The organism is Streptomyces sp. NBC_00236, from assembly GCF_036195045.1.
GTDB lineage: Bacteria > Actinomycetota > Actinomycetes > Streptomycetales > Streptomycetaceae > Streptomyces.
Genome location: NZ_CP108100.1, coordinates 3,136,409 through 3,162,530, shown reverse-complemented (window position 1 = coordinate 3,162,530; position 26,122 = coordinate 3,136,409). Strand labels below are relative to the sequence as shown.

The 26,122-nt window shown below is 70.7% G+C and carries 28 protein-coding genes; 21 read left to right on the top strand and 7 right to left on the bottom strand.

The genetic code is table 11. The features are described 5' to 3' along the window. Window positions 1–43: 43 nt before the first annotated feature. Window positions 44–1,261 carry an imidazolonepropionase gene (gene hutI / locus OG446_RS14080; protein WP_328894358.1) on the top strand — a complete coding sequence of 406 codons (1,218 nt, stop codon included), beginning with the start codon at window positions 44–46 and terminating at the stop codon, window positions 1,259–1,261. Between the two features lie 172 nt (window positions 1,262–1,433). Here hutI and OG446_RS14075 read toward each other — a convergent pair whose 3' ends face one another. Further along, complete coding sequence (locus OG446_RS14075) at window positions 1,434–2,417, bottom strand: RNA polymerase sigma factor SigF (RefSeq protein WP_328898296.1); 984 nt, start codon at window positions 2,415–2,417, stop codon at window positions 1,434–1,436. A 281-nt stretch (window positions 2,418–2,698) separates the two neighbouring features. Between OG446_RS14075 and OG446_RS14070 the strand changes: the two genes are divergently transcribed. The 6 genes from OG446_RS14070 (at window position 2,699) to OG446_RS14045 (ending at window position 8,335) form a co-directional block, all read left to right on the top strand. After that, on the top strand, window positions 2,699–3,067 hold the full coding sequence (locus OG446_RS14070) for an STAS domain-containing protein (protein ID WP_328894357.1): 369 nt from the start codon (window positions 2,699–2,701) through the stop codon (window positions 3,065–3,067). A gap of 229 nt (window positions 3,068–3,296) precedes the next feature. Further along, window positions 3,297–3,845, top strand: a complete 549-nt coding sequence (locus OG446_RS14065) for an ATP-binding protein (protein WP_328894356.1) — start codon at window positions 3,297–3,299, stop codon at window positions 3,843–3,845. A 190-nt stretch (window positions 3,846–4,035) separates the two neighbouring features. Continuing rightward, a complete protein-coding gene (locus tag OG446_RS14060; protein WP_328894355.1) occupies window positions 4,036–4,713 on the top strand; it encodes a peptidase in 678 nt (225 codons plus the stop codon). Between the two features lie 45 nt (window positions 4,714–4,758). Then, on the top strand, window positions 4,759–5,802 hold the full coding sequence (locus OG446_RS14055) for a COG1470 family protein (RefSeq protein WP_328894354.1): 1,044 nt from the start codon (window positions 4,759–4,761) through the stop codon (window positions 5,800–5,802). Then, window positions 5,799–6,929 (top strand): hypothetical protein, encoded by a 1,131-nt coding sequence (locus OG446_RS14050; protein WP_443050120.1) that lies wholly within the window; start codon window positions 5,799–5,801, stop codon window positions 6,927–6,929. The genes OG446_RS14055 and OG446_RS14050 overlap by 4 nt, the downstream gene beginning before the upstream one ends. A 38-nt stretch (window positions 6,930–6,967) precedes the next feature. Next, window positions 6,968–8,335, top strand: a complete 1,368-nt coding sequence (locus OG446_RS14045) for a hypothetical protein (RefSeq protein WP_328898294.1) — start codon at window positions 6,968–6,970, stop codon at window positions 8,333–8,335. Between the two features lie 192 nt (window positions 8,336–8,527). Here the strand turns inward: OG446_RS14045 and OG446_RS14040 are convergent, their stop codons facing one another. After that, window positions 8,528–10,024, bottom strand: coding sequence for a peptide MFS transporter (locus tag OG446_RS14040; protein ID WP_328894353.1), 1,497 nt, complete (start codon window positions 10,022–10,024; stop codon window positions 8,528–8,530). A 420-nt stretch (window positions 10,025–10,444) separates the two neighbouring features. Here OG446_RS14040 and OG446_RS14035 point away from each other — a divergent pair, with 420 nt between their 5' ends. Both OG446_RS14035 and OG446_RS14030 read left to right on the top strand, forming a co-directional pair. After that, window positions 10,445–11,122: a response regulator transcription factor gene (locus tag OG446_RS14035; protein WP_018104033.1), complete on the top strand. Its 678-nt coding sequence runs from the start codon at window positions 10,445–10,447 to the stop codon at window positions 11,120–11,122. Between the two features lie 15 nt (window positions 11,123–11,137). Continuing rightward, complete coding sequence (locus OG446_RS14030) at window positions 11,138–12,403, top strand: ATP-binding protein (RefSeq protein ID WP_328894352.1); 1,266 nt, start codon at window positions 11,138–11,140, stop codon at window positions 12,401–12,403. 4 nt (window positions 12,404–12,407) lie between these two features. On the opposite strand, the gene OG446_RS14025 is transcribed toward OG446_RS14030, so the two are convergent. Continuing rightward, complete coding sequence (locus OG446_RS14025; protein WP_443050271.1) at window positions 12,408–13,055, bottom strand: GtrA family protein; 648 nt, start codon at window positions 13,053–13,055, stop codon at window positions 12,408–12,410. A gap of 202 nt (window positions 13,056–13,257) precedes the next feature. Here OG446_RS14025 and OG446_RS14020 point away from each other — a divergent pair, with 202 nt between their 5' ends. From OG446_RS14020 to OG446_RS14010, 3 genes are read left to right on the top strand one after another with little or no spacing between them, the layout of a single operon-like run. Continuing rightward, window positions 13,258–14,397 carry a 5-(carboxyamino)imidazole ribonucleotide synthase gene (locus OG446_RS14020; RefSeq protein WP_328894351.1) on the top strand — a complete coding sequence of 380 codons (1,140 nt, stop codon included), beginning with the start codon at window positions 13,258–13,260 and terminating at the stop codon, window positions 14,395–14,397. Then, complete coding sequence (gene purE, locus OG446_RS14015; protein WP_328894350.1) at window positions 14,394–14,930, top strand: 5-(carboxyamino)imidazole ribonucleotide mutase; 537 nt, start codon at window positions 14,394–14,396, stop codon at window positions 14,928–14,930. Before OG446_RS14020 ends, purE begins: the two co-directional genes overlap by 4 nt. Window positions 14,931–14,935: 5 nt before the next feature. Further along, window positions 14,936–16,132 carry a dipeptidase gene (locus OG446_RS14010; RefSeq protein ID WP_328894349.1) on the top strand — a complete coding sequence of 399 codons (1,197 nt, stop codon included), beginning with the start codon at window positions 14,936–14,938 and terminating at the stop codon, window positions 16,130–16,132. A gap of 19 nt (window positions 16,133–16,151) precedes the next feature. Here OG446_RS14010 and OG446_RS14005 read toward each other — a convergent pair whose 3' ends face one another. Both OG446_RS14005 and OG446_RS14000 read right to left on the bottom strand, forming a co-directional pair. Next, window positions 16,152–16,523, bottom strand: coding sequence for a VOC family protein (locus OG446_RS14005; protein WP_328894348.1), 372 nt, complete (start codon window positions 16,521–16,523; stop codon window positions 16,152–16,154). Window positions 16,524–16,616: 93 nt separating this feature from the next. Beyond that, on the bottom strand, window positions 16,617–17,960 hold the full coding sequence (locus tag OG446_RS14000; RefSeq protein WP_328894347.1) for a UDP-glucose dehydrogenase family protein: 1,344 nt from the start codon (window positions 17,958–17,960) through the stop codon (window positions 16,617–16,619). Window positions 17,961–18,134: 174 nt separating this feature from the next. Between OG446_RS14000 and OG446_RS13995 the strand changes: the two genes are divergently transcribed. After that, window positions 18,135–19,292 carry an acyl-CoA dehydrogenase family protein gene (locus OG446_RS13995; protein ID WP_328898293.1) on the top strand — a complete coding sequence of 386 codons (1,158 nt, stop codon included), beginning with the start codon at window positions 18,135–18,137 and terminating at the stop codon, window positions 19,290–19,292. 184 nt (window positions 19,293–19,476) lie between these two features. After that, window positions 19,477–20,259, top strand: coding sequence for an isoprenyl transferase (locus tag OG446_RS13990; RefSeq protein WP_328894346.1), 783 nt, complete (start codon window positions 19,477–19,479; stop codon window positions 20,257–20,259). Window positions 20,260–20,280: 21 nt separating this feature from the next. On the opposite strand, the gene OG446_RS13985 is transcribed toward OG446_RS13990, so the two are convergent. Both OG446_RS13985 and OG446_RS13980 read right to left on the bottom strand, forming a co-directional pair. Beyond that, window positions 20,281–20,928: a DNA alkylation repair protein gene (locus tag OG446_RS13985; RefSeq protein ID WP_443050270.1), complete on the bottom strand. Its 648-nt coding sequence runs from the start codon at window positions 20,926–20,928 to the stop codon at window positions 20,281–20,283. 56 nt (window positions 20,929–20,984) lie between these two features. Then, window positions 20,985–21,281, bottom strand: coding sequence for a hypothetical protein (locus tag OG446_RS13980; protein WP_443050117.1), 297 nt, complete (start codon window positions 21,279–21,281; stop codon window positions 20,985–20,987). Window positions 21,282–21,658: 377 nt separating this feature from the next. On the opposite strand from OG446_RS13980, the gene OG446_RS13975 reads away from it, so the two are divergent. The 7 genes from OG446_RS13975 (at window position 21,659) to OG446_RS13945 (ending at window position 26,103) form a co-directional block, all read left to right on the top strand. Next, entirely contained in the window at window positions 21,659–22,537 is an 879-nt protein-coding gene (locus OG446_RS13975) for a helix-turn-helix domain-containing protein (RefSeq protein WP_328894344.1), read from the top strand. Beyond that, window positions 22,534–22,743 (top strand): DUF397 domain-containing protein, encoded by a 210-nt coding sequence (locus tag OG446_RS13970; RefSeq protein ID WP_328894343.1) that lies wholly within the window; start codon window positions 22,534–22,536, stop codon window positions 22,741–22,743. The genes OG446_RS13975 and OG446_RS13970 overlap by 4 nt, the downstream gene beginning before the upstream one ends. Before the next feature lie 8 nt (window positions 22,744–22,751). Beyond that, entirely contained in the window at window positions 22,752–23,207 is a 456-nt protein-coding gene (locus OG446_RS13965) for a hypothetical protein (RefSeq protein ID WP_328894342.1), read from the top strand. Between the two features lie 171 nt (window positions 23,208–23,378). After that, window positions 23,379–24,050 (top strand): enoyl-CoA hydratase-related protein, encoded by a 672-nt coding sequence (locus OG446_RS13960; RefSeq protein WP_328894341.1) that lies wholly within the window; start codon window positions 23,379–23,381, stop codon window positions 24,048–24,050. A gap of 224 nt (window positions 24,051–24,274) precedes the next feature. After that, complete coding sequence (locus OG446_RS13955; RefSeq protein WP_328894340.1) at window positions 24,275–24,736, top strand: hypothetical protein; 462 nt, start codon at window positions 24,275–24,277, stop codon at window positions 24,734–24,736. Between the two features lie 87 nt (window positions 24,737–24,823). Continuing rightward, window positions 24,824–25,300, top strand: a complete 477-nt coding sequence (locus OG446_RS13950; protein WP_328894339.1) for a hypothetical protein — start codon at window positions 24,824–24,826, stop codon at window positions 25,298–25,300. Further along, window positions 25,297–26,103, top strand: a complete 807-nt coding sequence (locus OG446_RS13945) for a class I SAM-dependent methyltransferase (protein WP_328894338.1) — start codon at window positions 25,297–25,299, stop codon at window positions 26,101–26,103. Before OG446_RS13950 ends, OG446_RS13945 begins: the two co-directional genes overlap by 4 nt. The last annotated feature ends 19 nt before the right edge of the window (window positions 26,104–26,122 follow it).

Sequence of the window (26,122 nt, the reverse complement as noted above, 5' to 3'; positions counted from 1 at the left end):
GGTGGCCACTCCGCCGTCCCCACGCAAGGAGAGCAGTCCCCCGATGACGACGACCGCGATCACCCACATCTCCGCACTGGTCACCAACGACCCCTCCCTCGGCGACAGTTCCCCCCTCGGACTGATCCAGGACGCGGCCGTCGTCATCGAGGGCGACCGGGTCGTCTGGACCGGTGAATCAAGCAAAGCACCCGCCACTGACAACGCCGTCGACGTGGGCGGCCGGGCCGTGATCCCGGGCTTCGTCGACTCCCACTCCCACCTCGTCTTCGCGGGCGACCGCACCCAGGAGTTCAACGCCCGGATGTCCGGCCGCGCCTACAGCGCGGGCGGCATCAGGACCACGGTCGCCGCCACCCGGGCCGCGACCGACGAGGAGCTCTCCGCCAACGTCGCCCGCTACCTCGCCGAGGCGCTGCGCCAGGGCACCACGACGTTCGAGACCAAGTCCGGCTACGGCCTCACCGTCGATGACGAGGCCCGCGCCCTGCGCATCGCCGCCCGCCACACCGACGAGGTCACCTTCCTCGGCGCCCACATCGTCTCCCCGGACTACGCGGACGATCCGGCCGGGTACGTCGACCTGGTCACCGGCCCGATGCTCGACGCCTGCGCCCCGTACGCCCGTTGGATCGACGTCTTCTGCGAGAAGGGCGCCTTCGACGGCGACCAGGCCCGGACGATCCTGACCGCGGGGCGCGCGAAGGGCCTCCACCCACGGGTCCACGCCAACCAGCTCGGACACGGTCCCGGCGTCCAGCTCGCCGTCGAGCTCGACGCGGCGTCCGCCGACCACTGCACCCACCTCACCGACGCCGACGTCGACGCCCTGGCCCAGTCGGAGACCGTCGCCACGCTGCTCCCCGGCGCCGAGTTCTCCACCCGGGCCGCCTGGCCCGACGCCCGCCGCCTGCTCGACGCGGGGGCCACCGTCGCACTCTCCACCGACTGCAACCCGGGCTCCTCGTTCACCTCGTCCGTGCCGTTCTGCATCGCCCTCGCCGTCCGGGACATGGGCATGACCCCCGACGAGGCGCTCTGGTCCGCCACGGCGGGTGGCGCGGCCGCCCTGCGTCGCGACGACATCGGCCGGCTCGCCCCCGGCGCGCGCGCCGACCTGGTGGTCCTCGACGCCCCCAGCCACGTCCACCTCGCCTACCGGCCGGGCGTCCCGCTGGTCCACGAGGTCTGGCGGCGCGGCGAGCGGGTCGTGGCACCCCACCGCGGCCGAGGGGCCGTCGAGGGATCCGACCGGGCCTGAAGCGACGTCAACAACGCGGAAGGACCTGCCCCTCGCCGGGGCAGGTCCTTCCAGCAGTCGAGCCGGCAGCCGAGCCGAGCCGGCAGCCGAGCCGGCAGCCGAGCCGAGCCGGCAGCCGAGCCGGCAGTCGAGCCGAGTCGGCAGTCCCGCAAGCGTGTTGCGGGGTGCTCGCTCATTCCTCCAGGGTCAGTCCCTTGCGGAGCTTGACCAGGGTGCGGGAGAGCAGCCGCGACACATGCATCTGCGAGATGCCGAGCTCCTCGCCGATCTCCGACTGCGTCATGTTGGCGACGAACCGGAGCGAGAGGATCGTCCGGTCGCGGCCCGGCAGCGAGGCGATCAGCGGCTTCAGGGACTCCACGTACTCGATGCCTTCGAGTCCGTGGTCCTCGTAGCCGATCCGGTCGGCCAGCGCGCCCTCGTTCTCGTCCTCCTCGGGCTTGGCGTCCAGCGAGCTCGCGGTGTACGCGTTGCTCGCGGCCATCCCCTCGACGACCTCGTCGTGGGTGATGCCGAGGCGGTCGGCGAGCTCGCCCACAGTGGGCGAGCGGTCCAGCTGCTGGGCGAGCTCGTCGCCCGCCTTGGCCAGGTCGAGTCGCAGCTCCTGCAGGCGGCGCGGTACGCGCACGGACCAGCTGGTGTCGCGGAAGAAGCGCTTGATCTCGCCGATGATGGTCGGCATCGCGAAGGTCGGGAACTCGACGCCGCGGCTGAGTTCGAACCGGTCGATCGCCTTGATCAGGCCGATGGTGCCGACCTGGATGATGTCCTCCATCGGTTCGCTGCGCGAGCGGAACCGGGAGGCGGCGAACTTGACCAGGGCCAGGTTCAGTTCGACGAGCGTGTTGCGCACGTAGGAGTACTCGTGCGTGCCCTCTTCGAGGGACTCCAGCCGGGCGAAGAGCGTCTTCGACAAGGCCCTGGCATCCACGGGCCCCACTTCGGAGTAGGGCGGGATCTCGGGAAGTCCTTCGAGACCGGTCACGCCTTCGGTGCTGCGGTTGTCTTCGGTACTGCTGGTGTCACTGCCACTGCTGGTGGTGCTGTTGCGCGTGCCGTCCAGGACGGCCGCAGCAGGGGAGTCTGATTCGGTCAGTCCCTGAGGACATGCTGACGTCGCGTTGTGGGTACGCGGTTCGTCGAGCCGGGGTGACATGGTCTCCTCCATCGTTCTCGGCATATGGCTGCCGATGCCCATACGTGTTCCTGCGGTGAAGCGGCGCCTCCAAAGCCGGCCGTGTTTTGGGTGTCCCCCTACCCTTACCCGGTCCTTGCGGGTCGTTACAACCTCCAATTGATGCTATATGTCCGGTTTGTTGAGTTCTTCGGCTACCGCGTGGCGCACGGAACGCGTAGTGTTTTAAGAACGTCAGCGATGGCTGCAACTCATCTGCATGTGCATGGATGCAGACAGTGACGAGGCGAAGAGGGGCGGGCATGGACCGCGGGACGGTCGGCAGCGCGAACCGGGGTCGGCTTCAGGTCGAGACCCGGACCGAGGGCCGCAGTGAGGTTGTGACGCCGGTGGGTGAGCTGGATCACCACACGGCGGACCTGCTGCGCGAGCCCTTGGAGCACGCCGTCGAGCAGGGGCGAGTGCGCCTGGTGGTCGACTGCTCGCAACTCGAATTCTGTGATTCCACCGGGCTCAATGTGCTGCTCGGTGCCCGCCTCAAGGCGGAGGCGGCCGGGGGAGGGGTCCATTTGGCCGGAATGCTGCCGGTGGTGGCACGGGTCTTCGAGATCACCGGGGCCGAGGCGGTATTCACCGTCCACGACTCCCTCGAAGAGGCCCTGCATACCTGATCGTGCCGCGGTTCGGCACCCCGGGCGCCCCATCTGTTGCCCGCGTCACGCGTTCCGCGTAGGCGAAGTGGGTGTTGTCACGAAACGGCAGGGCAGGAGACACCTCGGTGACCCGTGGGAGACCTGCACCTTTTCGTGTCGGTGCGGTACCCGTATCGGTGGTCGTATCAATATTCGTTTCTGTATCTGTATCAATGGCGACATGGTGAATCGGTGAGGTGAAGCGCTGATGAGCACCACCCGGCAGCATCCGCCGGGCGACCTCGGCCGCGAGCCGGAGGGCGCAGGCGTGGGTGCACGCGCCGACGCGGGCATCCGCGCGGACGCGGATACCCGCGTTCCCTCCGCCGCGCACGTGGAGCCCGCGGGGCGGCAGTGGCGCACGCTGTCACTGCGGGAGGCCACCGGCATCGTGCCGACGGCCCGCGATTTCGCCCGCCAGGCGCTCCATGACTGGGGCTGGCTCCCCGCCTCGACCGCCGACCGCCGTGCCGCCGCCGAGGATGTCCTGCTGGTCGTCTCCGAGCTGGTCACCAACGCCTGTCTGCACGCGGACGGCCCCGACGAGCTCCGCATCGCCTGCACGCCGAAGGCGCTGCGGGTGGAGGTCGCCGACGGCGGTGCCGGACAGCCCGCTCCCCGTACCCCGCACCGCGCCGGACGGCCCGGTGGTCACGGCATGTTCATCGTGCAGCGGCTCTGCCTGGACTGGGGAGTCGTACGGGTGCCGGGTGAGCCGGGCAAGACCGTCTGGGCGGAGCTGGCCGCCCCCGTGTAGCCCCTGCGCGGGATTTCCCCGCGTCCCCCCGGGCTCGTACGCCCCTCGAAGAGCGCGCCGGATCGGCGCGCTCTTTGTCTTCCCTCCACAAGGCCCCGGGCGTACCTTGACGGCCAATCTGATGTGTCGTCAGTTACTTGTGCCGCACCCGAGCGGCGCGCGGCGACTCCCGGCATGAGGGGAACTCGAGGTGTCGAACCAGAAGCGAACAGCTCTCGCGCTGGCGTCCGGGCTGGCCGGCGCGGTGGTGCTGCTGGCCGCGCCCGCCGCCCACGCGACGGTCGTCGACGTCAACTACAAGTGCAAGACCCCGATCGGTGACAAGGCCGCCGTCTCGCCGATCGACATCAAGAGCGTCAAGAGTGGCAGCGGCTACAAGCTCACCATGTCCTTCCAGAAGGGCGTCTCCTCCAGCCCGGTCGAACTGGGCAAGGGCGCGATGAACCCCAGTGCGGTGATCAAGGTCGGCGGCGCCGACCCGGGACAGGTCCAGGTCTCCGGCCCGGCCAACTCCGCGGCCATACCCGCCAACAGCCCCATCAAGATCAACGACCTGTCGGGTACCTACACCCCGAAGAAGAGCGGCAAGGTCGACTTCACCGCCGGGGTGCTCACCATCAAGGCGCTCGGTACGACCACGACCTGCACCCCGTCGAACAACCCGGGCCCCTCGCTCTCCCTGGACGTCACCGCGGCAGGCGGTGGCACGAGCGGCAGCGCGACCACGCCCGACACCGACACCTCGCTGCCCAAGACCGGCCCGCTGGACTCGGCCGTGGCACTCGGCACCCTCGGCGGCACGGTGCTGCTGACCGGTGCGGCGGGCGTGCTGTGGCTGACCAGGCGGGGGCAGCGGGCCACGGGCTGACCCCCGCGCGAACCGTCGCCGCCGTCACGCACCAGGGAGCCGCCCATGCCGCCGTTGACCGGTCACCCCACCCGCCCGGCCCCGGTCCCCGTCGTCGGACAGCCGTCCGCCGCACGGCGGCTGGCCCGTGCCCTGCCGCTGCTCGCCGTCCTGTGGTGCACCTTCGCCGCGGTGGCGGTGGCCGGTGCCACCGAGCACCCGGCCGGACCGGCGTGGACGGCGCAGCCGGCGGGCAGCGGTTCCGGGCGGGACGAGGCCAGACCGTACTTCTATCTGGAGGGCCTGCCCGGCAGCGTCCTGGAGGACCGGCTCTCGGTCACCAACCCGGGGCCCGAGCCGGTCACGGTGCGGCTGCGCGGCGCCGACGCCTACAACACGGGCGACGGCGGCTTCGCGGTGCGCGGAGCGACCGGCTCCACCGGGACCGGGGCCTGGCTGCGGACCGCGAGCCCCGAGGTGACGGTGCCCGGCCGGACCAGGGCCGACGTGCCGGTCTCCTTCACCGTGCCCGAGGACGCGCTGCCCGGTGACCACCCGGGCGCGATCGTCGCCGAGAGCGGCGGCCGCTCGGTGGGCGTACGGGTCCAACTGCGGGTCGGCGGGCCCACGCTGGCCGCGCTCACGGTGGAGGACGTCGCGGTGGGCGGCGGGACCATCCACTACACGCTGGTCAACCGGGGCAACGCGGTCCTGGTGCCGCGCCTGTCCGTCAGCGCGGACGGCGTGTTCGGGACCCTGCTGCGACGCGACGCCCGCACCCTGCCGGTGGAACTCCTGCCCGGTCAGCGGGTGCGGCTCACCGAACCGTGGCGGGACGCCCCCGCCCTCGACTCCGTCACCGTACGGCTGCGCGTCACGGCGGCGGGCGGCGCGCACGGCGAGGCGACCGCCTCGGCGGCCTTCGTGCCGTGGGCGCCGGTGACCGGCGGCGCACTGCTCCTCGGGGGTGCCGTCGCCGCCGTTCTGTACGGCCTCCGGCGCAGGCGGGCGACGCGGCGGAGCACCCACGACGACGGGGCCGCACCGGCCCCGGACCATCGAAAGCACTCCGACGAGAGGCACTTGGTGAAGGCGGGAGCGGAATCGTGACTGGACGGACCGGACCGGCGGCATTCCGGAGCGACGGCCGCGGGCGGGCGGCAGCGCTGCTCGCCGTACTGCTGGCCGCGATACTGCCCGCCCTGCTGCTGACCGCGACCGGGGCCGGGGCCGAAGAGCGCAGCGCGACGGACCCGAAACCCGTGGTCACGCTCTCGCAGAAGCAGGCGGGCAAGGGCGGCGAGATCACCGTCAAGGGCAAGGGCTGGCGGCCCGACACCCTGCTCATGATGCTGATCTGCGGGCAGTCCACCCCGGCCCGGGGCGTGATCGGCGGCACCAACTCCTGTGCCAACGCGGAAGGCCGGGCCGTCACCACCGACAAGAAGGGCGCCTTCACCAAGGAGATGCCGGTCACCGAGCCGCCCGCGCCGTGCCCCTGCGTGGTCCATGTCGCCACGGTCACGGGCGAACAGGCCCTGGCCGACGCGGTGTTCGTGGTCGCCGGACACCCCGTCGCCGCGCTCCCCAAGGAGACCGGCGACGGGAAGCTCGCCGTCCTCGCTGCCACCCGGCTGGAGGGCGACAGCGGGCTGCTGACCTGGTTCGGCGCCCCGCCGTCGCGCCGGCTCGTGTTCACCGTCGGCAATCTGGGCTCCGCACCGGTCAAGGACCCGGTCTTCCAGGTCGGCACCGCGCACGGCGTCTACGCCGCGCAGTGGGAGGAGCGGCAGTGGCGGGGGACCGTCGAGCCAGGCCGCAAGGCCCGTATCGAACTGCCCGTCGAGCTGACGGCCGGTGCCCACGGCGACTACCAGATCTCGCTGAAGTACGGCACGAAGGTGCTGGCCGAGCAGCCGTGGGGGGTCGGCCGCCCGTGGGGCGTGACGCTCTTCTGGATCCTGCTCTGCCTCGTCGTGCCCGCGGCCGTGTTCCGTATCGGCATGGCGATCGTCGACAGGGTCCGGCCGCGCACCGGACATGCCGCGGGCCGCCGCAGGGCAGGCAGCCCGTCCCCGCGCGCCGCCGTGACCGCGAGACTCCCGAAGCTGCGGCGCGCCCCGGCCCCGGCCGTGGGCCCCACGCCGCCCCCGAGCACGACCACGGCCACGCTGCCGTGGTTCACCCCTGATTCCGCACCGTCAGAGCACAGACCGACGACGAAGGGACATTCGTGAGTACGCAACGCAGGACGGTCGCGGCGGGAGTCGCGATGATGATCGGCGGGGCGGGCATGCTGCTGGCCGCGAGCCCGGCCCAGGCCGCCGAGATCTCGTACAAGACGGAGTGCATACCCCCGGCCATCTCCGGACTGCCGCCCGTCCAGGGCACCACCAAGGTGCAGCTGACCGCGCCCGCCTCGGCCAAGGTCGGGGACACCGTCGAGGTCGTGTGGAAGACGATCCAGGGCGCGTCCGACAACCCCGATGTCCTCGATCTCGAAAAGGACACCATCAAGCCGACCGGCGTCATCAAGCTGGGCGGCGCGGCCAGTGGCGATCTGAAGATGGAGGGACCGCGGCAGAATCCGCCGATCCCCAAGAAGAGCCCGATGGTCGTGTCGGACATGAAGGGCACGCTGAAGCTGGAGAAGGCGGGTGACCTGACGCTGACACCGGACGCGTACGCCCTCAACGTCTCGAAGCCGATCTCCACGGACACCAAGTGCACCCCGAAGGAGACGGTCCAGCCGGGCGCGACGATCAAGGTCACGGACGGCGGCGGATCCACCACCGGTGGCACGACGTCCGGAGGAACGACGGCGGGTGGCACGACGACGGCCGGGGGTACGACCGCGGGCGGCACCACCAGCGGCGGCACGACCTCCGGCGGCACCACCAGCGGAGGCACGACCTCCGGTGGTACGACCGCCGGCGGTTCGGACGCGGGCGGCTCGGCCTCCGGCGGCAGCGGCGGTGCCACGGACTTCCCGGGCAAGGAAGTCGTGGTGAACTTCTCCTGCCAGCCGCCGAGCCCGGTGAAGGACATCGCCTCCAAGGTGACGATCAACGCCAAGAAGAACGGCGGGAGCTACGCACTCACGGTCAAGACCGCCAAGGGCGTGATGAACAGCCCGGCCGCTCTGCCCGCGGGGGCGCTCAAACCCTCCATGCAGGTCGTCGTCGGCGGCGCCGACAAGGGCTCCGTCACCGTCACCGGGCCGGGGAACCCCAAGGCCCTGGAGGCGAACATGCCGGTCGACCTGCCCGACATGACCGGCACGTACAAGCCGGGTGCCTCTGGCAAGTCCACCCTCACCCCCGGCGATCTGACGATCGACGTCACGCTGGGCACCTCGAAGATCAAGATTCCCTGCACGGCCAAGAGCGGCACCAAGGCGTCGCTCGAACTCGACACCACGGCCCAGGAAGGCGGTGCTTCCGGCGGTGACAGCGGGGGCTCCGGCGGAGCAGCGGCGGCGGCGGGCGGCGGCACGGCTTCCGGCGGCGGGCTCGCGGCCACGGGGGCCGAGGACAACGGCGCCCTGCGCGCACTCGGCCTGGTCGCCGGTACGGCGATCCTGCTGGGCGGCGCCGTGTTCACGTTCACCCCATGGCGCCGACTGCGCTCGGGCCGGAGCTGACACCGGACCGTACGCGTCCGGATCTGACACCGGACCCGTACGTGTCCGGATGTGACACCGGACTCCGTACGTGTCCGGTGCTGACACCCGGCTCCGTACGCGTCCGGAGCTGACGCCGGACCCGTACGCATACGGAAGGGGCCGCCGCACCGTGGAAACGGTGCGGCGGCCCCTTCGCGTGGAACCGGGAGGTCAGCTCGCGTCACTCATGTGCTGCGTGACCTTCTTGCGGTACATCCAGATGCCGACACCGGCGATGACCGCGAGGACCGCCTCGAACGCGACGGCGCCCGTGGTGTCCAGGTCGACACCGACCGGGGTGGACGTGAGCAGACCGGTCAGCGAGTCGCCCGCGGTGACCGCGAGGAACCAGACACCCATCATCTGGGAGCTGTACTTCGCCGGAGCCATCTTCGTGGTGACCGACAGACCGACCGGGGAGAGGCAGAGCTCGGCGATCGTCTGGATGAAGTAGATCGCCACCAGCCACATCGGGCTGACCCGGCCGCCGTTGGCGGCGGTGTCGATCAGCGGGATCAGGAAGACGACGAACGAGACGCCGATCAGCACGAGGCTGGAGGCGAACTTGACCGCGGTGCTCGGCTCCTTGCCGCGCTTGTTCAGCCACAGCCAGCCCGAGGCGAGCACGGGGGCCGCCGCCATGACGAAGATCGGGTTCAGCGACTGGTACCAGGACGTGGGGAAGTCGAACCCGAACAGGTGGTTCGTGGTCGAGTTCTCACCGAAGATCGACAGGGTCGAGCCGTTCTGGTCGTAGATCATCCAGAAGACGGCCGCGACCACGAAGAACCAGATGTAGCCCGACAGCTTGGACTGCTCGGTGTTCGTCAGTTCCTTGTCGCGCTTCATGCGGACCAGGACCATGATCGGGATGACCAGACCGGCGATGCTGAGCGGCACCGTGGCCCAGTCGGCGAAGTTGCCGGTGATGCCGAGCACGCCGTAGAGCGCGACCGCGACGATCAGCCAGAGCAGACCCTTGCGCAGGGCGGAGCTCTTCTCCTGCTCCGTCGCCGGGCTGGAGACGACGTCGCTCTCCGGGCTCAGGTGGCGGGTGCCGAGCATGAACTGGGCGAGGCCGAGGGCCATGCCGATCGCGGCGAGCGCGAAGCCGAAGTGCCAGTTGACCTTCTCGCCGACGGTGCCGATGGACAGCGGGGCGAGGAAGGCACCGATGTTGATGCCGATGTAGAAGAGCGTGAAGCCACCGTCGCGGCGCGGATCCTCCGGCCCCTTGTAGAGGTGGCCGACCATCGTGGAGATGTTCGCCTTCAGCAGCCCGGAGCCGAGTGCGACGAGGGCGAGGCCCGCGAAGAACGTCGCCGAGTTGGGTATCGCGAGCGTGATGTGGCCCAGGATCACGACACCGCCGCCGATGGCGACCGTCTTGCGCGGCCCCCAGAAGCGGTCGGCCATCCAGCCGCCGGGCATGGCGAGCAGGTAGACCATCGCCATGTAGGCGGAGTAGATCGCCGTCGCCGTGGTGGCATTCATGTGCATGCCACCGGGCGCGATCAGGTACAGCGGGAGCAGTGCCTTCATGCCGTAGAAGCTGTAGCGCTCCCACATCTCGGTCATGAAGAGCGTGGCCAGGCCGCGGGGGTGGCCGAAGAAGGTCTTCTCGCCACCCGCGGTGCTCGCCGGGTCCTTCGTCAGGCTGGACGCCATGATCGATCCTTGCTTGCTCGGGACGCGTCGCTCGTAAGCCGTACGCGCCCGGTGGGGGGAGGCCGGCACCGACACGGGTACGCCCACCGCGTCGGGATCCACGCCCGGAGCGCCTTCTTCGGCGTACGGGCCCGGCCCACAGGTCATTCACTGAAATTCCGGACTGGCGGGTACCAGCCCCGCACATGCAAAAGGACCCTCGAGCGCTCATAGCTGCCCAAAGGTCCTTGAGTAGTGCAACAGGCGTTGAAACACCATACGACACGACTGAGCGGCATATGGAAGGACTTGAGAGATGGATCACAGGTCCAGGTGCAACCACACTCCCATATTCGAAGGTCCAGGCGCGAACGGGTCGCAGACCCGCAGGGCTTCCGGATCACCTCACGCCCCGTCGTCCGCGCGGACTACCATCACTCCATGACCCGTGTACTGCTCGCCGAGGACGACGCATCCATCTCGGAGCCGCTGGCCCGCGCCCTGCGTCGGGAGGGCTACGAGGTCGAGGTCCGCGAAGACGGCCCGACCGCGCTCGACGCCGGCCTCCAGGGCGGCATCGACCTGGTCGTGCTCGACCTGGGGCTGCCCGGGATGGACGGCCTCGAAGTCGCCCGCAGGCTCCGTGCCGAGGGCCACACCGTGCCGGTCCTGGTGCTCACCGCCCGGGCCGACGAGGTGGACACGGTCGTCGGCCTCGACGCCGGCGCCGACGACTACGTCACCAAGCCCTTCCGGCTCGCCGAGCTACTGGCCCGGGTCCGGGCCCTGCTGCGCCGCGGCGCCACCGAGCCCGCCCCGCAGCCCGCCACCCACGGCGTCAGGATCGACGTCGAGTCGCACCGCGCCTGGATGGGCGAGGAGGAACTCCAGCTCACCGCCAAGGAGTTCGACCTGCTGCGGGTCCTGGTCCGGGACGCGGGCCGCGTCGTCACACGCGACCAGCTGATGCGCGAGGTCTGGGACACCACCTGGTGGTCGTCGACCAAGACCCTCGACATGCACATCTCCTGGCTCCGCAAGAAGCTCGGGGACGACGCCGCCAATCCCCGCTACATCGCCACCGTCCGGGGCGTCGGCTTCCGCTTCGAGAAGAGCTGACGTACAGAAGCAGTCATGCGCCGACGACTGATCAACTCCACCCTCGCCGTGGTGCTCGTGGTGATCGCCGTCTTCGGCGTCTCCCTCGTCATCGTCGAGACCCGCACCATCAGCAGCAGCGCCCAGGAGAGCGTCGACTCCGAGGCGCTGCGGCTGATCAGCGTGATCGAGAGCCGACTGCTGGGCGCCGAGCGGATCAACCCCGGCGTCCTGGCCGAACAGATCGACGACACGCGCTACGCCCTGGTCAAGATGCCCGGCCGCGCCCCCATCGAGGTCGGTGACCGCCCCAGCGGCAGCGTGATCAGCGCCACGGAGGAGGGCGAGCACGGTGAGAGGGTCACCGTCGAGGAGTCCCGCTCCTCCGTCACCCGCGAGGTCGGCCGCACCCTGATGATCATCGGCGCGGTGGCGCTGCTGGCCATCGTCTCCGCCGTGCTCCTGGCCGTACGCCAGGCCAACAAGCTGACCTCGCCGCTCACCGACCTCGCCGAGACCGCGGAACGCCTGGGATCGGGCGACCCGCGCCCGCGCCACAAGCGGTACGGGGTGCCGGAGCTGGACCGCGTCGCCGACGTCCTGGACTCCTCCGCGGAACGCATCGCCCGGATGCTCACCGCCGAGCGCCGGCTCGCCGCCGACGCCTCCCACCAGCTCCGCACACCGCTGACCGCGCTCTCCATGCGGATCGAGGAGATCTCCGTCACGGACGACATCGCGACGGTGAAGGAGGAGGCGAACATCGCCCTCACCCAGGTCGAGCGGCTCACGGACGTGGTCCAGCGCCTGCTGACCAACGCCCGGGACCCGCGGACCGGCTCCGCCGTCGTCTTCGACCTCGACGAGATCGTCAAGCAGCAGATCGAGGAGTGGCGCCCGGCCTACCGCAGCGAGGGCCGGGCCGTGGTCCGCTCCGGCAAGAAGGGGCTGCGGGCCGTCGGCACACCGGGCGCGGTCGCCCAGGTGCTCGCCGCGCTGATCGAGAACTCACTCATGCACGGCGGCGGCACGGTCGCACTGCGGACCCGGGTCACCGGCAACCAGGCGGTCATCGAGGTCACGGACGAGGGCCCGGGCGTCCCGGTCGACCTGGGAGCCCGGATCTTCGAGCGGACCATCAGCGGGCGCAACTCCACGGGCATCGGCCTCGCGGTGGCCCGCGACCTCGCGGAAGCGGACGGCGGCCGTCTGGAACTGCTCCAGCAGCAGCCCCCGGTCTTCGCGCTCTTCCTCAGCCAGGTGGCCCTGGACAGGGACGAACCGGAACGCCCGGTGCGATGACCGGCTACCGCCGGGCGGAGTCCGCCTCGACCCGCACGGTCGCGGCCGGCGCGGGCGCCGGTGCCGGTACGGAAACGGCCTGTCCCGGCCGCGCGGCGGCATCCTCCACGCCCACGCCCGCATCCTGCACGACCACGTCAGCCACGCCCGCGTCCTGCACGACCACGTCCGCCACACCCACGTCCTGAACGCCCGCGTCAGTCACGACCACGTCTTTGTCAGGCAGCGCCCTGAAGACCCACGTCCGGTAGGACCAGAAGCGGAACATCGTCGCGATGCCGATGCCGAGGATCTTGAAGACGTTGCTCTGCACCGGGGTGTTCCAGCCGAACCCGTACGTCGCCGCGTACAGCACACCCGTCTCGATGACCGCACCCACCGCGCTGAACAGCAGGAACAGCGTCAGCTCGCGGGTCCGGCCGCTCTTGTCGCGGTCCCGGTACGTCCAGTAGCGGAAGCCGACGTAGTTGCAGAGGATGGCGACGAACGTCGCCATCAGGCCGGCCCGCACCGTGGGAATGTCCGTGGAGCGCCACAGCAGGTTCGATACGCCGATATTGACGACCAGGCCGACCGCGCCGACCACGCCGAACTTGGCGACCTCCCGGGCCAGCAGATCCAGCCGGGCCCGCAGTGCGCCCCGTTCGCTCATGTGATCGCTCAGCCCGTCTGTCGGTTCGGCTTCAGGTTCCGTCAACCCAGCCATGCTAACCAGGCGGCCCGTCGGCTGCCTGTGAGTGCGGGGACAGGTGTGGCAGGGCCGTGACACCCGGAGCCTCCTCCCCGGCCCGGCCGCAGGCCGCCGCCCGGGGGCATCGTCCGGTGCTCCCGGAGGGTGCGGATACCCTGGAGGAGTGACGTTCCCGGTAGTCGGCATGGTCGGTGGCGGTCAGCTCGCCCGTATGACCCACGAGGCGGGCATCCCCCTCGGCATCAAGTTCAAGCTCCTCAGTGACACCGCTCAGGACTCGGCGGCCCAGGTGGTCAGCGAGGTCGTCGTCGGCGACTATCGCGACCTGGACACGCTGCGTGCCTTCGCGCGCGGCTGTGACGTGATCACCTTCGATCACGAGCACGTGCCCACCGAGCACCTACGGGCCCTGGAGGCGGACGGCATCCCCGTGCGCCCCGGCCCCGACGCGCTGGTGCACGCCCAGGACAAGGGGGTGATGCGCGCGAAGCTCACCGAGATCGGCGCGCCCTGCCCCCGCCACCGCATCGTGACGGACCCGGCCGACGCCGCGGCCTTCGCCGAGGAGGTCGGAGGCTTCCCCGTCATCCTCAAGACGGTGCGCGGCGGTTACGACGGCAAGGGCGTCTGGGTGGTCCGCTCCGAGGCGGACGCGGCCGACCCCTTCCGGGCCGGCGTCCCGGTCCTGGCCGAGGAGAAGGTCGACTTCGTACGGGAGCTGGCGGCCAACATCGTCCGCTCACCGCACGGCCAGGCCGTCGCCTACCCGGTCGTCGAGTCGATCCAGGTCGACGGCGTCTGCGACACGGTCATCGCCCCGGCCCCCGAGCTGGACGAGCGGCTCGCCGGAGAGGCCCAGCAGCTCGCCCTCCGGATCGCCGCCGAGCTCGGTGTCGTCGGCCACCTCGCCGTCGAGCTCTTCGAGACCCGCGACGGACAGATCCTCGTCAACGAACTGGCGATGCGCCCGCACAACTCCGGGCACTGGACGCAGGACGGCGCGATCACCTCGCAGTTCGCCAACCACGTCCGGGCGGTCCTGGACCTCCCGCTCGGCGACCCGCGCCCCCGCGCCACCTGGACGGTCATGTCCAACGTGCTGGGCGGCGACTTCCCGGACATGTACCAGGCGTACCTGCACTGCATGGCCCGCGACCCGCAGCTCAAGATCCACATGTACGGCAAGGACGTGAAGCCCGGCCGCAAGGTCGGCCACGTCAACACCTACGGCGATGATCTGGCGGACGTGCGCGAGCGCGCCCGGCACGCGGCCGACTACCTGCGAGGAACGATCACCGAATGACCGCACAAGGTTCCGCTCCCGTCGTCGGCATCGTCATGGGCTCGGACTCCGACTGGCCCGTCATGGAAGCGGCGGCCAAGGCCCTCGACGAGTTCGAGATCCCCTACGAGGTCGACGTCGTCTCCGCCCACCGCATGCCGCGCGAGATGATCGCGTACGGCGAGAACGCCGCGGGCCGGGGCCTCAAGGCGATCATCGCGGGTGCGGGCGGCGCCGCCCACCTGCCCGGCATGCTCGCCTCCGTCACGCCGCTGCCCGTCATCGGTGTGCCGGTCCCGCTGAAGTACCTGGATGGCATGGACAGCCTCATGTCCATCGTGCAGATGCCCGCCGGCATTCCGGTCGCCACCGTCTCCATCGCGGGCGCACGCAACGCGGGCCTGCTGGCCGTCCGCATCCTCGCCGCCCACGACAGCGAGCTGCAGACCCGCATGACCGAGTTCCTGCAGGACCTCAACGACCAGGCCACCGAGAAGGGCAAGCGCCTGCGGAGCAAGGTCCAGAGCCCCGACTCCTTCGGCTTCGGGAAGTAGGAACCATGACGGACCGACTGGACCTGGCCCGGGAACTCCTCGCCGAGTACCCCGTCGTCGACGGCCACAACGACCTCCCGTGGGCGCTGCGCGAACAGGTCGGCTACGACCTGGACGCCCGCGACATCGCCACCGACCAGTCGGCCCACCTGCACACCGACATCCCCCGGCTGCGCGCCGGGGGAGTCGGAGCCCAGTTCTGGTCCGTGTACGTACGGTCCGACATGGCGGGCGACGACGCGGTGAGCGCCACCCTGGAACAGATCGACGCCGTCGCCGAACTGCTGGAGCGCCACCCCGCCGACCTGCGCCGCGCCCTGACGGCCGACGACATGGAGACGGCCCGCTCCGAGGGCCGCATCGCGTCCCTGATGGGGGCCGAGGGCGGCCACTCCATCCACAACTCGCTGGGCACCCTGCGCGCCCTGCACACCCTCGGCGTCCGCTACATGACGCTGACCCACAACGACAACATCGCCTGGGCGGACTCGGCGACGGACGCCCCGGGCGTCGGCGGCCTCTCGCCCTTCGGCCACGAGGTCGTACGGGAGATGAACCGCACCGGCATGCTGGTGGACCTCTCGCACGTCGCGGCGACGACCATGCGTGACGCGCTCGCCACCTCGACCGCGCCGGTGATCTTCTCGCACTCCTCGGCGCGGGCGATCTGCGACCACCCGCGCAACATCCCCGACGACGTCCTCGCACAGCTCCCGGCCAACGGGGGCATCGCCATGGCGACCTTCGTACCGAAGTTCGTGCTGCCGGAGGCCGTCGCCTGGACGAAGTCCGCCGACGAGAACATGCGCGCCCAGGGGCTGCACCACCTGGACACCACCGAGCGCGGGATGAAGGTCCACGCCGCGTTCGAGGCGGCGAACCCGCGCCCGATGGCCACCGTGGCGACGATCGCCGACCATCTCGACCACATGCGCGAGGTCGCCGGGATCGACCACATCGGCATCGGCGGCGACTACGACGGCACCGCGTTCCTCCCGCAGGGCCTCGAAGACGTCTCGGGCTACCCGAACCTGATCGCGGAGCTCCTGGGCCGCGGCTGGTCCGCCCCCGACCTCGCCAAGCTCACCTGGCAGAACGCCGTACGGGTACTGCGCGCGGCCGAGGACGTGGCCCGCGATCTGCGCACCCGCCGCGGCCCGTCCCACGCCACGATCGAGCAGCTGGACGCCCCGGCGGCCTGAGCCACCGGGGCGCGCGTGTTCAGCAGGCGCAGAGACAGAACGGGTGCCCCGCCGGATCGGCGTACACCCGGAAGGTCCGCTGCCGGTCCTCCGCGTCGAGCACCGTCGCACCCAGCGCCAGCGCCTCCCGCTCCGCCGCGTCCAGATCCGCCACCTTCAGGTCGAGGTGCGACTGCTGCGAGCCGTCCGCACCGGGCCACCGCGGTGGTACGAACCCGGGCGCGGCCTGGAAGGCGAGCGGGGTGCCGAAGTCGCCGGTGAGGTCGACCCACCTGTCGTCGTTGTCCTCCATCACGGTGACCTTTCCGCCCAGCAGCCCGGCGTAGAAGCCGGCGAGGGCCAGCGGGTCCGGACAGTCCAGGACGACGGCACCCAGTGTGGCGATGGCCATGACGTTTCCTCCTTGGCGGATCTGATCGCTCGGCTGAGAGGCGGAGAGGCGGAGAGGCGGAGAGGCGGAGACGGGGTGCGGGTGCGGGTCGGGTCAGGCCTTCGGCCGTCCCATCGCCCGGTACGTCCACCCGGCCCCGCGCCACACCGCCGGGTCCAGGGTGTTGCGCCCGTCCAGGATGATGCGGCGGCCGACGGCCTCGCCCAGCGCCTCCGGGTCCAGCTCCCGGAACTCGCGCCACTCGGTGAGGTGCAGCACGACATCCGCGCCGCGCACGGCGTCCAGGGCGGTGTCGGCGTAGCCGAGGGTGGGGAACAGCCGCCGGGCGTTGTCCATGCCCTTCGGGTCGAAGACCGTGACCTGGCCGCCCTGGAGGTGGATCTGCCCGGCCACGTTCAGCGCCGGCGAGTCGCGTACGTCGTCCGAGTCCGGCTTGAACGTCGCGCCCAGCACCGCGACCCGCTTGCCGAGGAACGAGTCCCCGCCGACGGCCTCCCGGGCCAGCTCCACCATGTGGCCGCGGCGGCGCATGTTGATGGAGTCGACCTCGCGGAGGAAGGTCAGGGCCTGGTCGGCGCCCAGCTCACCGGCGCGTGCCATGAAGGCACGGATGTCCTTGGGGAGGCAGCCGCCGCCGAAGCCGATGCCGGCCCGCAGGAACTTCTTCCCGATGCGCTCGTCGTGGCCGATCGCCTCGGCCAGCTTCACGACGTCGCCGTCGGCGGCCTCGCAGACCTCCGCCATGGCGTTGATGAACGAGATCTTGGTGGCGAGGAAGGAGTTGGCGGAGGTCTTCACCAGCTCGGCGGTCGGGAAGTCCGTCACCACGAACGGGGACCCCTCCGCGACCGGTCCGGCGTACACCTCGCGCAGCAGCTTCTCGGCGTGCTCGCTCTCCACGCCGACGACGATCCGGTCCGGGTGCAGGGTGTCGTTGACGGCGAAGCCCTCGCGCAGGAACTCCGGGTTCCAGGCCAGCTCGGCCCCCTCGCCCACGGGCGCGAGCTCGACGAGCCGGGCCGCGAGCCGGGCCGCGGAGCCGACCGGCACGGTGGACTTGCCGACGACCAGGGCGGGCCTGGTCAGATGGGGTGCGAGCGATTCGAATGCGCTGTCCACGTAGCTCATGTCGCAGGCGTACTCACCGTGCTTCTGCGGGGTGTTCACGCAGACGAAATGCACATCGCCGAATTCCGCCACCTCTTCCCACGAGGTGGTGAAGCGCAGCCGCCCGCTGGAGCCCGCGATGCCGGCGACGTGCTTCTTCAGGATCTCTTCCAGCCCCGGCTCGTACATCGGGACCCGGCCGGCGGACAGCATCTCGATCTTCTCGGGCACGACGTCGAGCCCCAGGACCTCGAAGCCCAGTTCCGCCATGGCCGCGGCGTGGGTGGCGCCGAGGTAGCCGGTGCCGATCACAGTGATCCTGAGGGCCATGTAGTGCTCCTGTGAGATGCGGACAGACGTGCGGTGAACGAGCATAGTCCTGCCTTTGAAACGTCCCATTCCGGCTGTCGTGAAGCTCACGGCCCCAGCACGTATGCCTGTGCCGGGGAAGGCGCCTAAAATTGGGTTACTTAACGGTAGTTAGCATCATGGGGAGTGAGCGTCTTGGCGGGTTCGACCGATTTCGACCTGTACCGTCCGGCCGAGGAGCACGACATGCTCCGTGAGACGGTGCGTGCGCTCGCCGAGGCGAAGATCGCCCCGTTCGCGGCCGCGGTCGACGAGGAGGCCCGCTTCCCGCAGGAGGCGCTGGACGCCCTCACCGCCGCCGACCTGCACGCGGTCCACGTCCCGGAGGAGTACGGCGGCGCCGGCGCCGACGCGCTCGCCACGGTCATCGTGATCGAGGAGGTGGCCCGCGCCTGTGTCTCCTCCTCCCTCATCCCCGCCGTGAACAAGCTCGGCTCGCTCCCGGTGATCCTCTCCGGCTCCGAGGACCTGAAGAAGAAGTACCTGGGCCCGCTCGCCAAGGGCGACGCGATGTTCTCGTACGCCCTCTCCGAGCCGGACGCGGGCTCCGACGCCGCCGGCATGAAGACCAGGGCCGTCCGCGACGGCGACTTCTGGGTCCTCAACGGCGTGAAGCGCTGGATCACCAACGCGGGCGTCTCCGAGTACTACACGGTCATGGCGGTCACCGACCCGACCAAGCGCTCCAAGGGCATCTCGGCCTTCGTCGTCGAGAAGTCGGACGAGGGTGTCTCCTTCGGCGCCCCGGAGAAGAAGCTCGGAATCAAGGGCTCCCCGACCCGCGAGGTCTACTTCGACAACGTCCGCATCCCCGCCGACCGCATGATCGGCGAGGAGGGCACCGGCTTCGCCACCGCGATGAAGACCCTGGACCACACCCGCATCACGATCGCGGCCCAGGCGCTCGGCGTCGCCCAGGGCGCCCTCGACTACGCCAAGGGCTACGTCCAGGAGCGCAAGCAGTTCGGCAAGCCGATCGGCGACTTCCAGGGCGTCCAGTTCATGCTCGCCGACATGGCCATGAAGCTGGAGGCGGCCCGTCAGCTCACCTACTCGGCCGCCGCCAAGTCCGAGCGCCTCGACGCCGACCTCACGTTCTTCGGCGCCGCGGCCAAGTGCTTCGCCTCCGACGTCGCGATGGAGATCACCACGGACGCGGTCCAGCTGCTCGGCGGCTACGGCTACACGCGGGACTACCCGGTGGAGCGGATGATGCGCGACGCGAAGATCACCCAGATCTACGAGGGCACGAACCAGGTCCAGCGCATCGTCATGGCCCGCAACCTCCCGTAGGCGGATGGACGGATCAGCGATCACGGCCCCCGGCATACATGCCGGGGGCCGTATCCGTATGCGCCTGCCGCTCGCCGCAGCCGGACTGCCGTGCCGAGGCAGCGGTCAGGTGCGTGCGCGGAGGGTGCCGGACGCCGCTGATATGGTCCGCGGACGTGATGTGCGACGTGATGGGGTTGGTTCGGTGAAGCTGCTCCCGCTGTTCCTCCGGCGGCCGATAGAGGCCGTGTACGAGCGCCGGCTGGCCGCCACCCTGGTGGGGTTGCCGCGCCCGCAGCACGTCGGGATCATGCTCGACGGCAACCGGCGCTGGGCCCGGCAGGCGGGCCACACGGATCTCCGGGAGGGATACCGGGCGGGCGGCGCGAAGGCCACCGAGTTCCTGGACTGGTGCGAGGCCGCCGCGATCGAGCGCGTGACCCTCTTCATGCTCTCCGACGACAACCTCGGGCGCCCCGCCGAGCAGCTCGGCCCGCTGATCGAGATCATCGAGGAGACCATCCAGGACATCACGGCCGTCGGCCGCCCCTGGGAGGTCCAGGTGATCGGCTCGCTCGACCTGCTCCCCGGTGCCACCGCCCAGGCACTCAAGCAGGCCACTGCCGCGACGGCCGGGCGCGGCGGGCTCAAGGTGGACATCGCGGTCGGCTACGGAGGCCGACGGGAGATCGTCGACGCGGTGAAGAGCGCCTTCGAAGAACACCGAGCCGCCGGTGGCGACCTGGCCGAGCTGGTCGAGCGGTTCGACATCGAGGACATTTCCCGGCATCTCTACTCGCCGACGGCCGACCAGACCGACTTCATCATCCGGACCTCCGGCGAGCAGCGGCTGTCGGGTTTCCTGCTCTGGCAGTCCGCGTACGCCGAGATGCACTGGGTGGACTGCTATTGGCCGGCGTTCCGCCGCGTGGACTTCCTGCGTGCGATTCGCTCGTACGCCAACCGGCAACGGCGATTCGGCAAATGACCGCCGTCGTGCCCGGACCCCCTACGTCCTGTCCTGCCGCCGCCGCACCAGCTCATTGATCCAGACGGGCGCGTACGGAGACGTGCAGCCCCGGGGCGTCGGGTAGTCCTTGAGCACTTCCAGCCGCTCGCCGATGCCGATCGCCCGGGTGCGGTGCTCGGGGTGCTCGATCCCGATCTGGGCCAGGCAGTGGTTCATCGCCCACTGCAGGCGGTCCGGGGCGTCCTTCATCTGCGCCTCGATGACATCGAGCAGCCCCGCGAGGTCGAGGCCCTCGGGCTTCTTCGCCACGCGCTCGGTGGTGAGCGCCCAGCCGGCACTGGCGACGACCGGGTCCGGATCGGCGGACCAGGCGAGGCGCAGCTCCTCGGCGTGCGGACTCTTCTTCACGACGTAGTTCACGAGCCAGTCCTGCACCTTGGGTGCCCGGGCCTCGCGCAGCATGGCGTCCAGCTCGTCGCGGGTGAACGCCTTCGGGCGGCAGATCAGGAGCGCCAGCAGCCGCGCGGCGGTGTCGCCCGTCGCCCAGAGCTCGACCGCGAGCTCCTGCTGGGTCTTCAGCCGCTTGGCGAGCGCGCGCAGCTTGCCGAGGTTCACCCCGTGGTCGTCGCCGTGCTTCTCGTTGACCGCGCGCGCCTTCGGGTCGTCGAGTGCGGCCAGCTCGGCCATCACCTCGGTCACTGTCGTCCCGGCCACCGGAGCCTCCCGTTCCTCGCGTACGGGATTCAGCGTACGGCTGCCTGCGGGGGGAAGCGGTCGGTGAGGACCTTGATGCCGACCTTCGCCCCGGCGGGCAGGGACTGGATGTGGACGGCGAGGCCGATCGCGATCAGGGAGAGTTCGTGGTGCTGGGCGAGGTGGTTGCCGATGATCACGAAGCCGGAGACGTGGCGGGTGTTGACGTGGATGACGCCGGATGTCGGCGTGACGTCACGGGGGCCGGATGTGCCGGGGGAGCCGGGCTGGGCGCACGGGGGCGCGATAACCTGCCGGGAAGCCATCGGGAAGCTCTTCTTCCTCATGGGCAGGCCCCTGCTCGGGATTCTCAGTCCCGGCGGGGGCCGTCTCGGTTCTGTGGTTGTCGCGGCGAGCATATGCCGATCAACCGGCCTCGAATCCAGCCCGGTTGCCCAGGTTCACTCGCGCGAGTGACGCAGGTCGGGGCGGGGGTCGGTCGGGTTTGGTGGGGTTCTTTTCCCTGAGTTCTTTAAAAGCCTTTAGACGTCGTGGGCAGCCGCGTCGCGGGCAACCGGGTCGTGGCCGCGTACGTCGTGGGCATCCACGACCCGGTGGCGGTTGTCCGGAAAGTGTCCGGCGCTGTCCCGGTTGTCCGGAGTGACGCGAGGGGAACGGATGCCGTTGTGGAAGGAACGGCACGCACGTCGGAAGTGGGGCACGCATGACCGGGGTTGGCGGCGGTACGGAGCAGGGCGACGGCGGGGCGGACGAGCCCGGCTGGGAGGTCGACCCCGATGACGAGTCGGGCGCCGCGGTGGTGGCCGCGGTGGGACGCCAGATCAAGGCGTGGCGGGAGGCGGCGGGCCTGCGGGCCGGAGAGTTCGGGGCCGCGATCGGGTACGGGGAGGACCTGGTCCGCAAGGTGGAGGGCGGGCGGAGGATCCCCCGGCCGGAGTTCCTGGACCGGGCGGACGAGGTGGTCGGCGCGGGCGGCAAGCTGGCCGCGATGAAGCGGGATATGGCGCAGGTCCGGTACCCCAAGAAGATCCGGGAGCTCGCGAAACTGGAGGCGCAGGCAGTGGAGTTGCTGGCCTATGGCAACAGCAGTTTCCACGGTTTGCTTCAGACCGCCGAGTACGCGCGTGCCCTGTTCTCGATGCGGCAGCCTGCGTACCCGCAGGACGAAGTAGAGCGAGGTGTGGCCGCCCGGATGGGGCGACAGGCGATCTTCGAGCGGTCGCCCAGCCCGACTCTCGGCTTCGTCCAGGAAGAAGTGACGCTCCGGCGCCCACTCGGAGGCAAGATGGTTCTGCGGCGTCAGCTCGAACACCTCTTGGAGGTCGGCGAGTCGCGCAACGTCACGGTTCAGGTGATGCCGATGGACCGCGAGGAGCATGCGGGAATCGACGGGGAGATCCAGGTGCTGAAGTTCAGAGACGGTACGGCGGTGGGGCGCTCCGAGGGAGCCTTCAGCGGTCGGCCGGTTTCAGATCCGAAGCAGCTCCGAATCCTTGAACTGCGTTATGGCATGATCCGGGCCCAGGCTCTCAGCCCTCGGGAGTCGATGGCCTTCATCGAGCAAGTGCTGGGAGAGACATGATCCGCAAGTCGTCTGCCGGGGATGCTTCCGCGTTGAAGTGGGTCAAGAGCAGTTACAGCGACAGCAGCAATGGCAGCGAGTGCGTCGAGGTCGCGGCCACTCCGGGCACCGTCCACGTCCGCGACTCCAAGCGCACCCAGGGCCCCCGCCTCGCCTGCGACCCGGCCGCCTGGGCGGCCTTCGTCGCGTACGCGGCGCAGGGCTGAGCCGCCGCATGGGCCATCCTCATCTGCCCAGCACCGAGACCGCCGTCGCCGCAGTCCGTGAGGTCGCGCGCGCGTACGGCCTGGAGATGACCGTCACCGACGACATCGGTGCCGACCGGACCTCGCGCCGCACCTCCGCCGGGGCGTTCGCCGTGCTCGACGCGGACGGCTCGCTTCCGCACGAGGCGTTCATCGAGCTGGGCGGGGCGCCCGCCGTCACCGTTCAGGTGTTTCCCGAGGACGACGCGAAGATCACCGTCGACGGGGTGGAGTTCGAGGACGTCCCCCGTGACTCCGTGCCCGCGTTCCTCCGCTCCGTGTACGGCGGCATCGCGTACGTGAAGGGGAGGTTCTTCCCGCCGGGCCAGTGGCTCGTCGTCCCGCTGCCCGGTGACGAGACGTACAAGGAGCTCGTCCCGCGCACGATGCTCAGCCCCTGGCTGGCCCGCAACTTCCGCAGCTGAGCCCGGCGCCCCGAGGGTGTCGGCGGGTGAACGATCACGGCTGTCCCCCTTGCCGGGCCATGCTCCAGCCCATAAGTTACCGACAGGTAGTCCGCTGGGGGTGGGTCGACTCCTCGCCCTGGTCGCAGTCCGCAGTCACGTCACCCGTCAGTCCGGCTCGAAGGAGTTCCCATGCCCTCGCTCGACCGCCACGACAACGTTTTCGTTCTCGACCTCGGGGACGGGGAGAACCGCTTCCACCCGGACTGGCTCGCCGCCGTCGGTGCCGCGCTCGACGAGGTGGAGAAGGCGGAGGGCCCCCGGGCCCTGGTCACCGCCGCGACCGGCAAGTTCTACTCCAACGGGCTCGACCTGGACTGGCTGTTCGCCCACGCCGACCAGCACCGGGACTACGTCGTCTCGGTGCACGAGCTCCTCGCCCGGATGCTGTCGCTGCCGGTCATCACGGTGGCCGCACTGCAGGGGCACACCTTCGCCGCCGGTGCGATGTTCTCCCTCGCCCACGACTTCCGCGTCATGCGTGCCGACCGCGGCTACTGGTGCCTGCCCGAAGCGGACATCAACATCCCCTTCACCCCCGGCATGGCCGCCCTCATCCAGGCCCGGCTGGCCCCGCAGACCGCGCACAAGGCCATGCTCACCGCCCACCGCTACGGCGGGTCCGAGGCCGCGGCGGCCGGCATCGTCGACCGGGCGGTCAGCGAGGACGCCGTGCGCTCCACCGCGATCGAGATCGCGCAGGCGCAGGTGGCCAAGGCCGGTGACACCGTCGGGACGATCAAGGCCCGGATGTACGCCCCGGCCCTGGCCGCCCTGCGCGACACCACCGACCCGCTGGGCTGAGCCGCCGGCGGCGAGAACTCACGGTCAGTCAGTTCCCTGCTGTGCGGGCATGGTTGCCGCGCCCCTACAATCCTGCGGTGATCACGCCGACCGGCGTGACCCGAAGGGACCGGCGAGTTGACCACGTACATACCGGGACACAGACCCCGGCCTGATCACCGACACGCTCACGTGCCCGCAGCGGCCCGAAGACGGCCCAAGCGGTACAACCGTCGGGCGGCCCCATGCCGTTGAGCGACGACAGACGACAGGTCGCGACGGTGGCCGATCTCCCCGTACCGCTGGCGAAGCTGCTCTGGCGACAGCACACCGTCTACCGCGAACGCGACGGCACCGTGGTGATCCGGGGCGAGGACGCCGGCCGTTGGATCAGCCTCGCGTCCCACGGGCGCGGCCGGGTAAGGGTCCGGGCCGGACGCATCCTGGACGGCGGCACGACCGCCCCGGCGCGCGCCGAGACCACGGTCCCGCTGGACGGGGACATCGCCCGTCTCGCGGCCTGCTGCCGCGGCCTGCTGGCCGAGACGGCCGGCGCGAGGGCGGCACAGGCGCCGGCGCCCCCGCCGGCACGGGCCGTCCGGCCGGAGCGGAGTTCCCGGAAGGCCGGGCGCGGGCGGAGGACGGCCGTCCTGATGTGTGCCGCTGCCGTCGTCGCGGGGCTGATCGCCGCCTCCGTGTTCGGCTGAGGCGGGCGACGGGGGGCTACGGGCGGCGCGGACGACCACCCGATCCGGGCGAGGGCTTCCCGGCCCCGTGGCGTACCTTCCCTCTCCATGACGGACATCGACAAGCTCACCGGCCTGTTCGAGGCACTGGGCGCCGACGACGCCTCGGGCTGGGCCGAGTCGGAGGCCGAGGAGAACATCCCTCAGCTGGCCCGGTACCGCTTCCTGCGGATGGTCTGGCAGGACATCGACGTATGGAGCTCGGCGGCCCCCGACTGGATCGCGGCCTACCGCAAGGAAGGCCTGGCGAGCGGGGCCGTCGAGCGGGCGGTCCAACTCGGGCTGACACCCGGTGAACTGGGGGAGATAGCCCGGGAGGTGGCGAAGGAGACCGCGTTCGGTCTCCTCCACGGGCTGGCGGACCCGGCGGACGGCGATCTTCCGCCCGAGGCCGAGGCGCGGTTGCCCGGCTGGTGTCTGGCCGAACTGTCACCGGAGGGAAAGCCGACGGGACGGATCCTGGGCGCGCTCCACGAGGACCTGGACGAAGTCGAGCCGCAGGGCCCGGCCGGAGGTGTCGCATGACCGCGTTCGACGTGAGTGAGCGACGCATCTGGGACGGGCGCGCCGAGAGCTACGCCCGGACCTTCGCACGCCTCTGCGCCCGTACGGTGCCCGCCCTGCTGGACGCGGCGTCCACCGCTGCCGGAACCCGCCTGCTCGACGTCGGGTGCGGCAGCGGCAGCGTGACGGTGGCCGCCGTCGGGCGCGGAGCGGTCGTACGAGCCGTGGACGCCGAACCCGGCATGGTCGCGGCCACCCGGCGCGCGGCGCCCGGAGTCGAGGTACGTACCGGCTGCCTGCCCCAGCTTCCGTACCCGGACGGTGAGTTCGACGCCGTCGTGGCGAACTTCGTGCTCAACCACGTCGGACGGCCGCTGGACGCGCTCGTCGAGCTGCGCCGGATCACCCGCCCCGGTGGCAGGGTCGCCGTGACCATCTGGCAGGTGCCGGGCGCCCCCGGCCAGGCGCTGATCGGGCGCGCGGCCGAGGCTGCCGGTCTGACCCGGCCCGCCTGGCTGGCCACCGTTGACGAGGAGCACGACTTCCCGCGCACACCGGAGGGGCTGAGCGATCTGGTGACGGCGGCCGGACTCGGGGACGTACGCGGCGCATCGCTGTCCTGGGACCACCGGGCCGACGCCGAGGACTGGTGGGCCGGACCTGCCTCCGGGGTCGCCGGGATCGGGCAGCTGGTCAACAGCCGTGGGCCGGAGGGCGTGGCCGCGGCGAAGAGGGAGTACGACGTGATGTGCAGGGAATTCGAGGGTGAGGACGGGCTGCTGGCGCTACCGCACGTGGCGGTGCTGGCGCACGGGAAGGTGTAGACGCCCGAGGGCCCGGACG

Coding starts and splice junctions, on each gene's coding strand:
- OG446_RS14065 (WP_328894356.1), top strand. CDS start 3,297: ATGAGCACCACCCGGCAGCATCCGCCGGGCGACCTCGGCCGCGAGCCG.
- OG446_RS14030 (WP_328894352.1), top strand. CDS start 11,138: ATGCGCCGACGACTGATCAACTCCACCCTCGCCGTGGTGCTCGTGGTG.
- OG446_RS13970 (WP_328894343.1), top strand. CDS start 22,534: ATGATCCGCAAGTCGTCTGCCGGGGATGCTTCCGCGTTGAAGTGGGTC.
- OG446_RS14035 (WP_018104033.1), top strand. CDS start 10,445: ATGACCCGTGTACTGCTCGCCGAGGACGACGCATCCATCTCGGAGCCG.
- OG446_RS14070 (WP_328894357.1), top strand. CDS start 2,699: ATGGACCGCGGGACGGTCGGCAGCGCGAACCGGGGTCGGCTTCAGGTC.
- OG446_RS14040 (WP_328894353.1), bottom strand. CDS start 10,024: ATGGCGTCCAGCCTGACGAAGGACCCGGCGAGCACCGCGGGTGGCGAG.
- OG446_RS13945 (WP_328894338.1), top strand. CDS start 25,297: ATGACCGCGTTCGACGTGAGTGAGCGACGCATCTGGGACGGGCGCGCC.
- OG446_RS14075 (WP_328898296.1), bottom strand. CDS start 2,417: ATGTCACCCCGGCTCGACGAACCGCGTACCCACAACGCGACGTCAGCA.
- purE (WP_328894350.1), top strand. CDS start 14,394: ATGACCGCACAAGGTTCCGCTCCCGTCGTCGGCATCGTCATGGGCTCG.
- OG446_RS14045 (WP_328898294.1), top strand. CDS start 6,968: ATGATCGGCGGGGCGGGCATGCTGCTGGCCGCGAGCCCGGCCCAGGCC.
- OG446_RS14010 (WP_328894349.1), top strand. CDS start 14,936: ATGACGGACCGACTGGACCTGGCCCGGGAACTCCTCGCCGAGTACCCC.
- OG446_RS13985 (WP_443050270.1), bottom strand. CDS start 20,928: ATGGCCGAGCTGGCCGCACTCGACGACCCGAAGGCGCGCGCGGTCAAC.
- OG446_RS14025 (WP_443050271.1), bottom strand. CDS start 13,055: ATGAGCGAACGGGGCGCACTGCGGGCCCGGCTGGATCTGCTGGCCCGG.
- OG446_RS14055 (WP_328894354.1), top strand. CDS start 4,759: ATGCCGCCGTTGACCGGTCACCCCACCCGCCCGGCCCCGGTCCCCGTC.
- OG446_RS13975 (WP_328894344.1), top strand. CDS start 21,659: ATGACCGGGGTTGGCGGCGGTACGGAGCAGGGCGACGGCGGGGCGGAC.
- OG446_RS13980 (WP_443050117.1), bottom strand. CDS start 21,281: ATGAGGAAGAAGAGCTTCCCGATGGCTTCCCGGCAGGTTATCGCGCCC.
- OG446_RS13950 (WP_328894339.1), top strand. CDS start 24,824: ATGACGGACATCGACAAGCTCACCGGCCTGTTCGAGGCACTGGGCGCC.
- OG446_RS14005 (WP_328894348.1), bottom strand. CDS start 16,523: ATGGCCATCGCCACACTGGGTGCCGTCGTCCTGGACTGTCCGGACCCG.
- OG446_RS13960 (WP_328894341.1), top strand. CDS start 23,379: ATGCCCTCGCTCGACCGCCACGACAACGTTTTCGTTCTCGACCTCGGG.
- hutI (WP_328894358.1), top strand. CDS start 44: ATGACGACGACCGCGATCACCCACATCTCCGCACTGGTCACCAACGAC.
- OG446_RS14000 (WP_328894347.1), bottom strand. CDS start 17,960: ATGGCCCTCAGGATCACTGTGATCGGCACCGGCTACCTCGGCGCCACC.
- OG446_RS13965 (WP_328894342.1), top strand. CDS start 22,752: ATGGGCCATCCTCATCTGCCCAGCACCGAGACCGCCGTCGCCGCAGTC.
- OG446_RS13955 (WP_328894340.1), top strand. CDS start 24,275: ATGCCGTTGAGCGACGACAGACGACAGGTCGCGACGGTGGCCGATCTC.